This is a genomic window from Nonomuraea sp. NPDC049709, assembly GCF_040674815.1.
GTDB lineage: Bacteria > Actinomycetota > Actinomycetes > Streptosporangiales > Streptosporangiaceae > Nonomuraea.
The window spans coordinates 192,547-205,033 of the sequence record NZ_JBFANM010000006.1; the positions used below are offsets into that span (position 1 = coordinate 192,547).

Sequence of the window (12,487 nt, forward strand, 5' to 3'; positions counted from 1 at the left end):
TCCACATGAAGGAGTGACGATGACCCAGCCGTTCGAACTGCCGGACTTCTACATGCCGTACCCGGCCCGGCTCAACCCCCATCTTGAAGAGGCTCGCGTGCACTCCAAACAGTGGGCGCGCGACATGGGCATGCTCGAAGGCTCGGGCGTATGGGAGGAGGCCGACCTCGACGCGCACGACTATCCGCTGATGTGCGCCTACACCCACCCCGACTGCGACGGCGCCGAGCTCAGCCTGATCACCGACTGGTACGTGTGGGTCTTCTTCTTCGACGACCACTTCCTGGAGGTCTTCAAGCGCACCGGCGACCTGGCGGGCGGCAAGAAATACCTCAACCGGCTGGCCCGGTTCATGCCGATGGGCGGGGACCTGGCCGTGCCGGAGCCGGCCAACCCGGTCGAGGCGGGGCTGGCCGACCTGTGGCCGCGTACGGTGCCGAGCATGTCGCCGGCCTGGCGGGCGCGCTTCGCGGAGAGCACCCGCAACCTGCTCGACGAGTCGCTCTGGGAGCTGGCCAACATCAACCGGGGCCGGGTGTCCAACCCGGTCGAGTACATCGAGATGCGGCGCAAGGTCGGTGGGGCGCCCTGGTCGGCCGGGCTGGTCGAGCACGCCGTGGGGGCCGAGGTGCCGGAGCGGATCGCGGCGTCGCGGCCGATGCGGGTGCTGCGGGACTCCTTCTCCGACGCCGTGCACCTGCGCAACGACCTGTTCTCCTACCAGCGGGAGGTCGGGGACGAGGGCGAGCTGAGCAACGGCGTGCTGGTGCTGGAGCGGTTGCTGGGCTGTGACACGCAGGCGGCCGCCGACGCGGTCAACGACCTGCTGACCTCGCGGATGCAGCAGTTCGAGCACACGGCGGTCTTCGAGCTGGGGCCGCTGTTCGTGGAGCACGCCATCGACCCGCTCAGCGCGGCCGGGGTGCTGGCGTACGTCAAGGGGTTGCAGGACTGGCAGTCGGGCGGGCACGAGTGGCACATGCGCTCCAGCCGGTACATGAACGCGCGGGCCAGGTCGAGCCGGCCGCTGGGCATGTCGTCGATGGTCGACCTGCTGGGGGTCAAGCGGCTGCGCAACTTCGCGCACGTGCCGTACCGGCGGGTTGGGCCTTCGCAGATCCCCGACCTGTACGTACCGTTCGAGCTCAAGCTGTCGCCGCACCTCGACGCCTCCCGGCGGGACACCGTGGCCTGGTGCCGCGCGATGGGCATGCTCGAGGCCCAGCCGGGAGTGTCCGGCTCGGCCGTGTGGGACGAGGAGAAGCTGATCGACAACGACCTGCCGCTGTGCGCGGCGGGCCTGCATCCCGACGCCACGCCCGAGGAGCTGAACCTGGCGTCGTTCTGGCTGGCGTGGGGCACGTACGGGGACGACTACTTCCCCGTCGTCTTCGGCCGGTCGCGCAACCTGGCGGCGGCCAGGGTGGCGGTGGCCAGGTTCGGGGCGTTCATGCCGCTCGACGGCTCGGCCCCGCCGCCGCCGGCCGGCGCGCTCGAACGCGGGCTGGCCGACCTGTGGGCGCGCACGACCGCGCCGATGCCGCCCGCGGACCGGCGCAAGCTGCGCACGGCGGTCGAGCACATGTGCGAGGGCTGGTTGTGGGAGCTGGCCAACGAGATCGCCCACCACATCCCCGACCCGGTGGACTACCTGGAGATGCGCAGGCTGACCTTCGGCTCCGAGCTGACGATGAGCCTGTGCCGGCTGCGGCACTCGAAGGGGATCCCGGAGGAGTTCTACGCCGGCGGCACGATGGTGGCGCTGGAGAACGCGATGATGGACGCCGGGCTGCTGGTCAACGACATCTTCTCGTACCAGAAGGAGATCGAGTTCGAGGGCGAGGTGCACAACTGCGTCCTGGTGGTGCAGAGCTTCTTCGACTGCGACTACCCCACGGCGCTGGCCATCGTGAACGACCTGCTGGCCTCGCGGGTGCGGCAGTTCGAGCACATCGTGAACCACGAGCTGCCGATCGTCTGCGACGACTTCGGCCTCGACGCCGAGGCGCGGCGGGATCTCGACGCGTTCGTGATGGAGCTGCACAACTGGCTGGCGGGCATCCTCAACTGGCACCGCGGCTGCTTCCGCTATGACGAGCCGTCGCTCCTGCGCCACAACCGGCCGCCGGCGTGGCGGCTGGGCGGGCCGACCGGGTTCGGCACCTCGGCCGCGACCGTCAGCCCTGCAGGGGCACGTGGTGGACCCTGGGCTGGTAGAACCACCCCATCATGCGCAGCAACCGCCGCTGGTACGGCGTGACGTTGTGCAGGCGGATCCAGCGCTCCGAGGGCGGCACCGTGGGCATGACGAGCACGCGCAGCCCGGAGACGTCGATGAAGGTCAGCTCGCCGGTGTCGACGACGATGTAGGTGCCCTGACGGCAACTCGCCAGGGCGCCGGCCAGCGCGGAGCTGTTGGTGGCATCGATCTCACCGATCAGCGTGACGGCTGGAACCCCTGGCGCCGTCGCCACCGTGATCCTCAGCTGCTGGTCCTGATAGAGCAGCCGTTCCTGGACGCTCACGCTCCCCGCACCCCCCAACACGCGCTCTGGGGGTCGTCTTGCCGGACTGCCACTGGCAGGGGATGACCGCCTTGACCGCTGGCGATTAACCCGAATCCAGGCTACACGAGGTATGTAACGCTATGTAATTTTCGCCGTGAAATGACCGAATTACGGGGAAATCATGGCGGGCGGCGCTTTCCGAACAGGCCGGCCGTACCCGCGCCGGCTGCGGGCTTGACGAGCACCGGCCTGTTCGGAATCGCGATCTACCGTCGGTGGGGCTCGCCGCGCCCGTGCCCGGGCACGCGGCCGGCCTCGAAGGCTCTCCGGCAAGGTGCCGCCACGAGGGGCCGTGGCTGTCGGACCGCCTTCATGCCGGGCGTGCGGACGTGGGCGTGAGCCGCCGCCACCCGGGACGGATCAGTTGTTGTCGCCCGTGCCCTTCTCGTTGTTCAGCACGTCGAGGTTGATGTCTTGCAGGTGCAGGGCCGTGAGAACGTCGATGTACTTCACCGAGTCGTTGAGGACGTCGTTGAGCACGGTCGCGTCGTCCAGGATGCTGAGCTGGCTCAGGATCTGCTTGTCTTTGTTGAACGCGTTGGGGCCGACGTCGGCCGAAGCGCTCGTGGCCGAGAACCCGAACAGGCAGCCCGCGATCGCTGCACCGGCAAGAACGCGACGCATCATTTCTGTACTTCTCCTTCGTCGGAATCGGCGCGGGATGCGCGTCATCGTGAATCACTCGCAAGGGCTGCGAGATTCCACGAGTAACCGTCTCGCGGGCGTCGGCGGGCCGCAACCTGGCCGTGCTAAGTCAAAGTCAAATGCGCACCCCAATTCCTTGGTCGTAAATCACAACTAGTCCGGATATGTCCGAGTGGCCCTCATTTGCCCGGGGTGGCTTGCAGGGCAATTTTTCATCTTATGGCCATACGCGCGTACCGCATGGCCAAAGGGCGTTTTATCCGTATAGGGAAGGAGGAATGTTAGCGGAGGAACGACCTGGTGCGCGCCACGGCAGGGTTCGGCGCCAACGAGTCAGGGAGCGCTGAATATGCCATGAAAGGACTACGGGCGCTGCTGCTAATTGCGGTGGCGCACACGATTCCGGGCGGGCTGGTTCTGCCTGCCGCGGCGGCGGTCAATGGCTGTCCCACGCACATTTGCCGGCCCCACTCGGCTCAGGCCGTGCGGTCCGGGGCCGGGGCGATCGCGGTGCGGGCGGCGATGGAGATGATCGGCGTCCCGTACTCGTGGGGTGGCGGCGGGATCCGGGGGCCCGGGTTCGGGATCGGGAAAGGGGCCAAGGTCTGGGGGTTCGACTGCTCGGGGCTGACGGAGTACGCGTGGGCGCGGGCGGGGGTGCCGATCGGCTCGACCACGCAGGAGCAGTGGCGCTCGGGGATCAGGCTCACGAAGGAGCAGGTGGAGCCGGGGGACCTGGTCTTCTACGACAACGACCCGGGAAGTTCGGGGCCCGAGCACGTCGGGCTGGCGGTGGACGCGACCCGCATGGTGCACGCCCCGTACACGGGGCAGTTCGTCCGGGTGGATCCGCTCGACCGGCGGACCTTCATGGGGGTGGTACGGCCGACGGAGAGCGCGGCCAACCTCGATCCGCCGGTCGATTCGGCGGACGAGGTCTGAACGCGACCGCGCGGCCCAGGTCGTCCTGCAGTGATCGACCTGAGCCGCGCGGCGCTGAGAGCTCGGTGCGCACCAAGCCCGTGCCGTGGCTTCGCGAATTTCCACGGCCCGTACGTCGGTACCTCAAGGCATCAGGAAGTCAATCTTGGCCGGGCGGGCTCCCGCCATTGCCCGGGAGCCGCCGATCAGCTTCCTGCCTACGCCACGTGAGGAGCCGTCAGTTGTTGTCGCCCGTGTCTTCCTCGTTGTTCAGGATGTCGGCGTCGATGTCGTTCAGGTGCAGCAGCGTGAGAATGTCGACGTACTTGACCGAGTCGTTGAGGACGTCGTTCAGTGCGGTGAGGTCGTCGAGGATGCTGAGCTGGCTCAGGATGCTCTGCCCGCTGTTGTTCGGGTTGGGGCCGACACTGGCCGAGGCCGCGGTGGCGGAGAAGCCCAGGGCGGCGGCCGCGATTGCTGCACCGGCCAGAATGCGACGGATCATGTTTGGTTTCCTCCATGGATCGGCGCGGAAAACCCGACGCCATAGTCGTTTGTGCAGGGCTGTGAGGTGCCGCCAATAACAATCGCGGCAGGCAGCGAGAACCGCAACTCAGAATGCCCTCATGAAGGTCAAGGAGGCGCCTCGATTTCTTGGCACTCGGTTTTCCCGCTCGTCGACGGCGCTCGGTATATGGCGTGCATCGGCAGGCCGTCGAACGAGATTTGTTTTGGCCGCCCCCGAGAATGCCCGCGCATGCGTTCACCGCAGGTTAGGCAACGATCACCCGAAACTTGAGAATCTCCCGCACGCCGATCGGCGAATGGAGTCGGCGGCCGGACGGCATTGATCACCGGCCCTCATGGAAAACGACCACGAATTCCCGGGCGCCGAGCCCGTCACCGCGGCCGGAGAACGCACCCGGGTCGGCGGGCTTCGCCCGCTCCTGTGATCCCGACGTCGACCACCTGCTCGCCGCCCTCGATCCCCGGGTGCGTGCGGTGTCAGGAGGGATCGCTCAGGTGGTCGAGGGCCGCCGAGAGCCGCTGGACGGCCTCCAGGCACTCGCGCGCCCCCTCGACCCCCAGCTCCGCCACCAGCCGGTCGGCGAACGCCTGGTGGGCGGGGACGATCTTGGCGATGGCCTCCCGCCCGGCCGCCGTGGGCTGGAGCAGCTTGGCCCGCCGGTGCGCCGGATTGGGCCGGTATTCGGCCAGCCCCCGCTCCACCAGCAGATCCGCGATCCGCTGCACCCCCTGCCGGGTCATCCCCATGGCCCGGGCGATGCCGGCGACGGGCAGCGGCTCGCGCAGGACGGCGCCGAGCACCTGCCACCACGCGGCCGTCATCCCCACCGGCCGCGCCAGCCCCTCCGCCACGTGCAGGAACTGGCCGTAGAGCCGGAAGGAGCCCAGCGCCAGCCCCGACAGCAGGTCGCCGCTCTCGCTCATGCCGCCATCAGCACCTCGTAGGCCGTGGCGTCGCTCCTGGAGAACAGCCGGAACCAGGCGTCCAGCACCTCGGGCCGGTAGACGTCGAGCCGCCGGAAGATCTCCCTGGCGAACGCCACCGGCTCCGTCGGCCCGGCCGTGACGAGGTCGCCTCCCAGCACCGCGTCCCGGTCGAGATAGTGCTTGGACCCCGCGTATCCCTCCTGCGCCTCCAGGTACTGCACCACGGCGCTGGTGTGGTCGCGGTCGTCCAGCAGCCCCTCGCGGGCCAGCCCGGCCGTGGCGCCGCAGATGGCCGCCACCGGCACCCCGGCGTCGAGGAACTCCCCGGCCTTGCGGGCGAACGGCGCCAGCTCGGCGCCCGCGTCCCACAGATCGGCCCCCGGCAGGATGAGCAGCGCGCTGTCGGCCGGGGAGAGCTCTTCGAGCGCGAGGTCGGGCGTGATCCGCAGGCCGCCCATGGTGACGATCGGATCGGTGGTCGGGCCGACGGTGACGATCTCGTAGCCGCCGGGCTCCCGCATGTAGCGCCCGTTGCGCAGGTGGGCGGTGGCGTGACCGGTCTCCCAGTCGGCGAACGTGTCGTAAACGGCGTGGTGAACGATTCCCTTCATGACAGCATCTTGTCATTTCGACATCATGTTGTCAATCGTTTCCCGTGCGAGGATAGGCGTCATGGCAGAGATCGTCGGCGGAGGACGTCCGGTCAACGACGCCGAACGGCGCGTGATCGCATATCTGCGAGACCACGCGCCCGCCGACTGGCTGCTGCTGCACAACGTCGAGGTCCCACGCGGCCATGACATCTTCGAGGTGGACCTGATCGTGCTGACCGGCCACTCGCTCGTGGTCGTCGACGTCAAGGGCACCCGGGGGCGCATCGAGGTGTCGGGCACGCGCTGGTTCCCGCCGCGCAGGGAGGCGTTCGGGTCTCCGGTGGCCAAGCTGCGGGGCACGGCGAAGGCGCTCAAGGGCCTGCTGGTCTCCAGGGCCACCCAGCTCGAACGCGTCTACGTCGACAGCCTGGTCGTGCTCACCTCGCCCGACGCCGAGCTGATCGACCCGGCCGGGCGCGACGCGGTCAACGTCACCGACCTGCCCGGCCTGCTGACCACGCTGAGCGACGTCGCGCGGGTCAGGCGCGGGTGCAGCCCCGACGCGAAGCCGTACATGACGGCGATCCTCGACGCGCTCAACCAGACCGTGCGCCGCAGCACCGCGCCGCCCAGGTTCGGCAACTGGGAGGTGGAGGAGCAGCTCGGCGGCGACACCAAGGTCACCGAATACCGCGCGTTCAACGCCACGCTGCCGGGCAGCGAGACCGTGCTGCTGCGGGTCTACCAGGCCGACCCGCTGGCCGACCACACGGCGCGGGCGGCCGAGCGGCAGCGCATCGCCAACGCCTACCAGACGCTGGCCCGCATCCCGCCGCACCCGTGCGTGGTGCGCTCGCGCGACTTCTTCGCCATCGACGACGAGAGCCGCTTCGTGCTGGTGCTCGACGACGTGCACGGCGAGGCGCTGCACCTGGCGCTGGGCAAGGGCGCCCCGCTGGGCGTGATCCAGGACCTGCTGCGCGGGCTGGCGCACGCGCACGCCAACGGCGTGGTCCACCGCGCGCTCACCCCGGCCGCCGTGCTGGTCACCGACGACGGGCGCGCGGTGCTGACGGGATTCGACTACGCCAAGCCGGGGCCGCGCAACTACACCGTCGCCCACGAGCTGGGCAACGTGCTCGACGCCCACTACGTGGCGCCGGAGTGCCAGGAGCGGCCCGACCGCATGACGACCGCCTCCGACGTGTACGCGGCCGGGGTCATCGCCCACCAGCTCCTCACCGGCCTGCTCCCGACCAGCGCCGACGCCCAGGGCCCCGAGGTGCCCGAGGTGGTGCGCCGGATGCTCGACCACTCGCCGGCGAAGCGGCCCACGGCCGCCGAGGCGCTGCAGGCCCTGGAGAGCGCGCCGGCCGCCCCGGAGTCGAGGCTCAAACGGCTCGTACGCCGCATAGTGTCCCGCTCATGACGATCAACCTGCGGCCTGTGGAAGAGGACGACCTGCCCTTCATCCACAGGCTCACCAGCGACCCGCACAGCACCGGCGAGTTCCAGTGGTACGGCTTCCAGAGCCCCCACCGCCTGCGCGAGGGAGTGCTCAGGGGCGCCGGGTTCCGGGCGGGTCAGCGGCGTGACGGCGTGCTCTACAGCGTGATCCGCTCCGACCTGGGTTAGAGGCTGGAGCGCAGGGCGCTGGAGCGCCGGAGATAGTCGAGCGCCAGGCCCGTGCGCCCGGCCGAGCGGTGCAGCTCCCCCAGGAGCTGGGTGGTGGACGCCTCGCCGCTGCGGTCCCCCAGCTCCTGGAAGATCTCCAGCGACCGTTCCAGTCCGGCCGAGGCCGGGGCCAGCTCGCCGCGGGCCGCCTGCAGCCCGGCCAGGCTCTGCAGCGCGTACGCCCCGCAGTGCCGGTCCCCCAGCGACTCGAAGATCTCCAACGCGTGCCGGTGGAACGACATCGCCTGGTGCAGGTGGCCCATCTGGAGGCACACGCAGCCCTCCCGGTGGGCGTCCCCGAGCTCCTGGGCCAGCCGCATGGCCTGGCCGAGGGACTCCGACGCCTGCGCCAGGTCCCCCGACTTCAGGCACACGCGGCCGATGGCCTGGCGGGCGAAGGCCTCGCCGTGCCGGTCGCCGGTGGCCAGGAAGATCGCCAGGGCGTGCTGGAAGTGGCCGAGGGAGCGCGCGTGGCGGCCGCGGAACTGGCTGACCGCTCCGAGGCCGCAGATGGAGGTGGCTTCGGCTCTTCTGTCCCCTAATTCATGAAATATCCGTCGGGAGCGGGTGAAGCCCTCGGCGGACTCGTCGTACCGGTCCTGGTACAGGCTCACCTGTGCCAGGCCCCTCAGCATGGCGGCCTCGCCGTACGTGTCGCCGGCCGCGCGGGCGGCGGCCAATGCGGCGGCGTGCGTGCGCCGCCACGTCTCCAGGTGGCAGTGCAGGTCGAGGTAGGGCACCATCGCGGCGGCCAGCCCCCACGCGGACTCGGCCAGCCCGAGCCCGGCCGCCACCTCCACCGCCCCGGCCAGGGCTTCGTGCTCGGACTCGAACCAGGTGACCGGGTCGGAGGTCAGCCGTTCGAGCGTGGGCTCGGGCAGCCGCCAGCGCGGCGCCCTGGCGGCGGTGAGGCTGAAGACGGTGGTCGGCAGCCGCGCCATGGCGTGCTCGGTGGTCGCGGTCCACGCCGCCAGCACCCGCCCGACCGCGTCCAGGCCGTCCCCGCGCTCCAGGGCGTGACGGGCGATGAGGCCGGGCACCCGGTAGCGCGGCTGGCCCATCGGGTCGGTGCCGACCAGGTCCAGCAGGTTGACGTCCACCAGCAGATCCGTGACGTCGTGTGCGCCGTGCCGGCCGAGGGCCGCGTCGACCACCCAGCCGGGCTGGGCGGGCGCGCCGAGCAGGCCCAGCGTGCCCAGAGTACGGGCGGCCTCCCGCGGCAGACACTCGTAGCCGTGGTCCAAAGTCGTCCGCACGTCCCGCAGCTCGCCCAGCCAGTCGTCCTCCAGCCGCTGCCGCAGCACCGACAGCGACCATCCGGGCCGCGCGGCCAGCCGGGTGCCCGCGTTCCGCACGGCCAGCGGGAGCCCGCCGCAGGCGGCCACGATGGCGCGGGCGGCCTCCCGCTCGCGCGCCACCCGCTCCGCGCCCGCGATGTGCCCGAGCAGCGACAGCGCCTCCTGGGGAGCGAGCTCGCCGAGCTGGATGCGTACCGCGCCGGGCAGCTCGGTGATCCGGCGGCGGCTGGTGACGATCACCGCGCTGCCGGTGCCGGGCAGCAGCGGCCGCACCTGCCCGGCGTCGCGGGCGTCGTCGAGCAGCACCAGCATGGGCCGCTCGGCCAGCAGCGAGCGCAGCAGCGCCGAGCGCTCGGGCACGGTCGGCGGCGCGGAGTCCACGCCGAGCGCCCTGAGCGCCTCGGCCAGCAGGCCGGCCGGCTCCCTGCCGCCCAGCTCCAGGTAGAGCTGCCCGGCCGGGTACGCCTCGCGCAGGGCGTGCGCCGCGTGCACGGCCAGCGCCGACTTGCCCGCCCCCGGCGGCCCGGAGATCACCGCGACGGCGAACGGCCGGCCCAGCTCGGCCACCGCGTCGGCCCGGCCGGTGAAGTCGGGCAGGTCGGGCGGGAGCTGGCGGGGCGCCGCCGGGCGCGCCCTGGCGGCGGTCCGGCGGCGCGGCGCCGCCTCGCCCGCGAGGACCGGGGCCTCGTCAGCCAGGATCAGCTCGTACGCGCCGCGCAGCCCGGCCCCCGGCTCGACCCCCAGCTCGTCCACGAGCTGGTCGCGGACGCCGGCGTAGACCCGCAGGGCCTCGGCCTTCCTGCCGTCCTCGTGCAGGGTCAGCAGCAGGCGGCCCCACAGGTCCTCCCGGTAGGGGTGCTCGGCCAGCAGCCCGCGCAGCTCGGTGATGGCCCCGTCGCGGTCACCGCGCTCGATCCGCCGCTCGACCATCGCCTCGGCGGCGCGCAGGCGCAGCTGGTGCAGGCGTTCGAGGCGGCGGTCCCAGACGGGGCTGCCGGGCAGGTCGCACAGCGGCGCGCCACGCCACAGGGCCAGCGCCCCGGCGTGATCGCCCCGGTCGACCAGGTCCTCGAACGCCAGCAGGTCGAGCGCGCCGCGGTCCACGTCGATCGCGTAGCCGCTGCCGTCGGCCCGCAGCCACTCGGGGCCCAGGTCGCAGCGGAGGTCGGAGCGGAGCGAGCTGACGTACGTACGCAGGTTGGCCTGGGCGGAGCGGGGCGGGCGGTGCGGCCAGAGCACCTCGGCCAGCCGGTCGGCGCCGACCACCCGCCCCGCGTCCAGCAACAGCGTGGCCAGCAACAGTCGTGGCTTCCTGCCGGAGATCCGGACGGGACGCCCGTCGGAGCGGACCTCGAGCGGCCCGAGCACGTGGAAGGTGACCGTCATCCGCATCAGCTCCTCTACAGAGGCCTGACAGCTCTTTGTATCGGTTCTGGACGATTCTTGTGCGGCCTGTGCGGACCCTGGTCTCAGAGATCCCACGGGAAAGGATCACCTCATGAAGCTCAGCGGAGCAATGGTCGCGGGCCTCGCATTGTTATTCAGTCTGGGTACGACCTCCGCCGCCGCGGCCGACCCGGAGCCGGAATCGCCGCAGGCGCAGATACTCGCCACGAACTTCCAGCTGCCGTTCCCCTGCGGCCAGAGCTGGACGGGCAACTCCAGCGCCAGCAGCGCGCACCAGTCGTGGGAGATCGACTTCAACCGGGGCAGCACCGCCGGCGCCGACCTCGGCGACCCCGTGGTGGCCGCCGCGTCGGGCACGGTGGCGATCTCGGCCCACCAGGGCTCGACCAACGGTTTCGGGAACCTCGTCAAGATCGACCACGGGGGCGGCTGGGCCACGTACTACGCCCATCTGAACGTCCGCTCGGTCAGCGCCGGCCAGGCCGTCTCGCAGGGCCAGCAGATCGGGACGGTCGGCAACACCAGCAAGCCGGGCAACAACATCTCGCCTCACCTCCACTACGAGGTACGGCTGGGAACCAGCTACCCGTCCAACATCCAGAAGGCCGTTTTCAACGGCGTCACGTTCGGGTACCCGCAGCAGACGCTGACCTCGAGGAACTGCGGCGGCTCGACCAACCCGTACACCCCGCAGGAGGTCTGCGGCTCGGGCTACAGCGTGATCGACTCGGCCGTGCTCGGCAGCGACGGCACCGTCTACCTGCTCTACAACAGCGGCAACGGCAACAACTGCGTCGCCACGCTGAAGTCGAGGTCCCTCGGCACGGCCACCGCCACCAGCGCCTACCTGGAGGTACAGGGCAGCACGAGGAAGACGGACTCGGGCAACTACGGCTACTACGCGGGACCGGTCATCGCCTCGGCGGCCGGCACGTGCGTCAGGTGGGGCGGCAAGGCCGGCGCGTCGGCCTACGACAGCCCGTTCGAGCACTGCGACTGACCAGACGCGATCAGGCCGGGCGGCATTCCGCCCGGCCTGCTCGGCGGTGCCTATTCGGGAGTGATGGTGTCGAGCACGTCGATGACGTAGAGCATGGGCCGTTCCCCCGGGGACGGCACGGCCACCCGGCTGCCGACCCGCTGCCCGGACAGCGCGTCCACCCAGGCGGCCGGCACGGCCCCCTCCTCCAGCGTGAACGCGCTGGGCCCGCCCCGCCGGTACGAGGAGTCCACGACGGTCCTCGACGGCCAGGACGCGGCCACGTACTGGATGACCACCTTCGACCCCGCCAGGACCTCCCGGCCCGACCCGTCGATGACGGTACGCGGCGGCGCGGCCGGCGTGAGGTCGGCCGGGATCACCGGCAGCGTACGCCCGACGAGCCGCGCGTCCGGCGGGTAGCCGCCCAGGATGTCGAAGACGAGCACCAGCGTGTCCGTCGGCGAGACGCCGGTCAGCGGCACGTTCGGGCCCAGGGCCTCGCCCGCCGAGCTGACCAGCATGACCCTGGTGCCCGCCGGCCGGCCGATGAGCGACTGCCGCCAGGTCTCCGACACCTGCCTGCCGTCGAAGACGACCGTGGTGGGCTGGTTGCCGTCGTAGGTGCTCATGTACGGCCGGTTACCGGACCAGCGCCGGATGTCCACGTCGGCGAGCACCACGTCACCGGGCACCGTACGCCGCCCGCTGCCCACCGACAGCACCGTGATCCGCGGCATGCGCCCCGGCTGGCCCTTGGGTATGGAGACGATCGGCTTGCTGCCGAACCGCCCCGTGACGACGGGTTGCGTGCCCTCCTCGGCCAGGCCACACGACGTGGCGAGCATGAGGAGGGCAGGCCAGAACAGACGCACGATTTCCTCCCGGACCAGATCCGAAGGAGTTACTTGCCGCAAGTGCCAAAAGGAAAGCTTCGGGACGCGCCAT

At 70.8% G+C, this 12,487-nt stretch carries 12 protein-coding genes; 5 read left to right on the top strand and 7 right to left on the bottom strand.

From position 1 onward, the window contains the following. Positions 1–19: 19 nt before the first annotated feature. Positions 20–2,260, top strand: coding sequence for a terpene synthase family protein (locus AB0J69_RS08190; protein ID WP_364114201.1), 2,241 nt, complete (start codon positions 20–22; stop codon positions 2,258–2,260). Here the strand turns inward: AB0J69_RS08190 and AB0J69_RS08195 are convergent. Further along, a complete protein-coding gene (locus AB0J69_RS08195) occupies positions 2,178–2,525 on the bottom strand; it encodes an STAS domain-containing protein (RefSeq protein ID WP_364114203.1) in 348 nt (115 codons plus the stop codon). The genes AB0J69_RS08190 and AB0J69_RS08195 overlap by 83 nt on opposite strands. Positions 2,526–2,927: 402 nt before the next feature. Continuing rightward, positions 2,928–3,194 carry a hypothetical protein gene (locus tag AB0J69_RS08200; protein ID WP_364114205.1) on the bottom strand — a complete coding sequence of 89 codons (267 nt, stop codon included), beginning with the start codon at positions 3,192–3,194 and terminating at the stop codon, positions 2,928–2,930. A gap of 501 nt (positions 3,195–3,695) precedes the next feature. Between AB0J69_RS08200 and AB0J69_RS08205 the strand changes: the two genes are divergently transcribed. Then, complete coding sequence (locus AB0J69_RS08205; protein WP_364114207.1) at positions 3,696–4,154, top strand: C40 family peptidase; 459 nt, start codon at positions 3,696–3,698, stop codon at positions 4,152–4,154. Between the two features lie 217 nt (positions 4,155–4,371). On the opposite strand, the gene AB0J69_RS08210 is transcribed toward AB0J69_RS08205, so the two are convergent. The 3 genes from AB0J69_RS08210 to AB0J69_RS08220 all read right to left on the bottom strand — a co-directional run bounded on the left by AB0J69_RS08210 (position 4,372) and on the right by AB0J69_RS08220 (position 6,199). Next, entirely contained in the window at positions 4,372–4,638 is a 267-nt protein-coding gene (locus AB0J69_RS08210; RefSeq protein ID WP_364114209.1) for a hypothetical protein, read from the bottom strand. Positions 4,639–5,138: 500 nt separating this feature from the next. Next, positions 5,139–5,585, bottom strand: a complete 447-nt coding sequence (locus tag AB0J69_RS08215; RefSeq protein ID WP_364114211.1) for a MarR family transcriptional regulator — start codon at positions 5,583–5,585, stop codon at positions 5,139–5,141. Further along, complete coding sequence (locus tag AB0J69_RS08220) at positions 5,582–6,199, bottom strand: type 1 glutamine amidotransferase family protein (protein ID WP_364114213.1); 618 nt, start codon at positions 6,197–6,199, stop codon at positions 5,582–5,584. Before AB0J69_RS08220 ends, AB0J69_RS08215 begins: the two co-directional genes overlap by 4 nt. Positions 6,200–6,260: 61 nt before the next feature. Here AB0J69_RS08220 and AB0J69_RS08225 point away from each other — a divergent pair, with 61 nt between their 5' ends. Further along, the gene (locus AB0J69_RS08225) at positions 6,261–7,610 is read left to right on the top strand and encodes an NERD domain-containing protein kinase family protein (RefSeq protein WP_364114215.1); all 1,350 of its coding nucleotides are present in this window, start codon (positions 6,261–6,263) and stop codon (positions 7,608–7,610) included. Beyond that, complete coding sequence (locus AB0J69_RS08230) at positions 7,607–7,816, top strand: hypothetical protein (protein ID WP_364114217.1); 210 nt, start codon at positions 7,607–7,609, stop codon at positions 7,814–7,816. Before AB0J69_RS08225 ends, AB0J69_RS08230 begins: the two co-directional genes overlap by 4 nt. On the opposite strand, the gene AB0J69_RS08235 is transcribed toward AB0J69_RS08230, so the two are convergent. Then, positions 7,813–10,539 (bottom strand): BTAD domain-containing putative transcriptional regulator, encoded by a 2,727-nt coding sequence (locus AB0J69_RS08235; RefSeq protein WP_364114219.1) that lies wholly within the window; start codon positions 10,537–10,539, stop codon positions 7,813–7,815. The two genes, AB0J69_RS08230 and AB0J69_RS08235, sit on opposite strands and share 4 nt — an antisense overlap. Before the next feature lie 112 nt (positions 10,540–10,651). Here AB0J69_RS08235 and AB0J69_RS08240 point away from each other — a divergent pair, with 112 nt between their 5' ends. After that, positions 10,652–11,560 carry a M23 family metallopeptidase gene (locus AB0J69_RS08240; RefSeq protein ID WP_364114221.1) on the top strand — a complete coding sequence of 303 codons (909 nt, stop codon included), beginning with the start codon at positions 10,652–10,654 and terminating at the stop codon, positions 11,558–11,560. Between the two features lie 50 nt (positions 11,561–11,610). Here AB0J69_RS08240 and AB0J69_RS08245 read toward each other — a convergent pair whose 3' ends face one another. Beyond that, on the bottom strand, positions 11,611–12,414 hold the full coding sequence (locus AB0J69_RS08245; protein WP_364114223.1) for an FKBP-type peptidyl-prolyl cis-trans isomerase: 804 nt from the start codon (positions 12,412–12,414) through the stop codon (positions 11,611–11,613). Between the last annotated feature and the right edge of the window lie 73 nt (positions 12,415–12,487).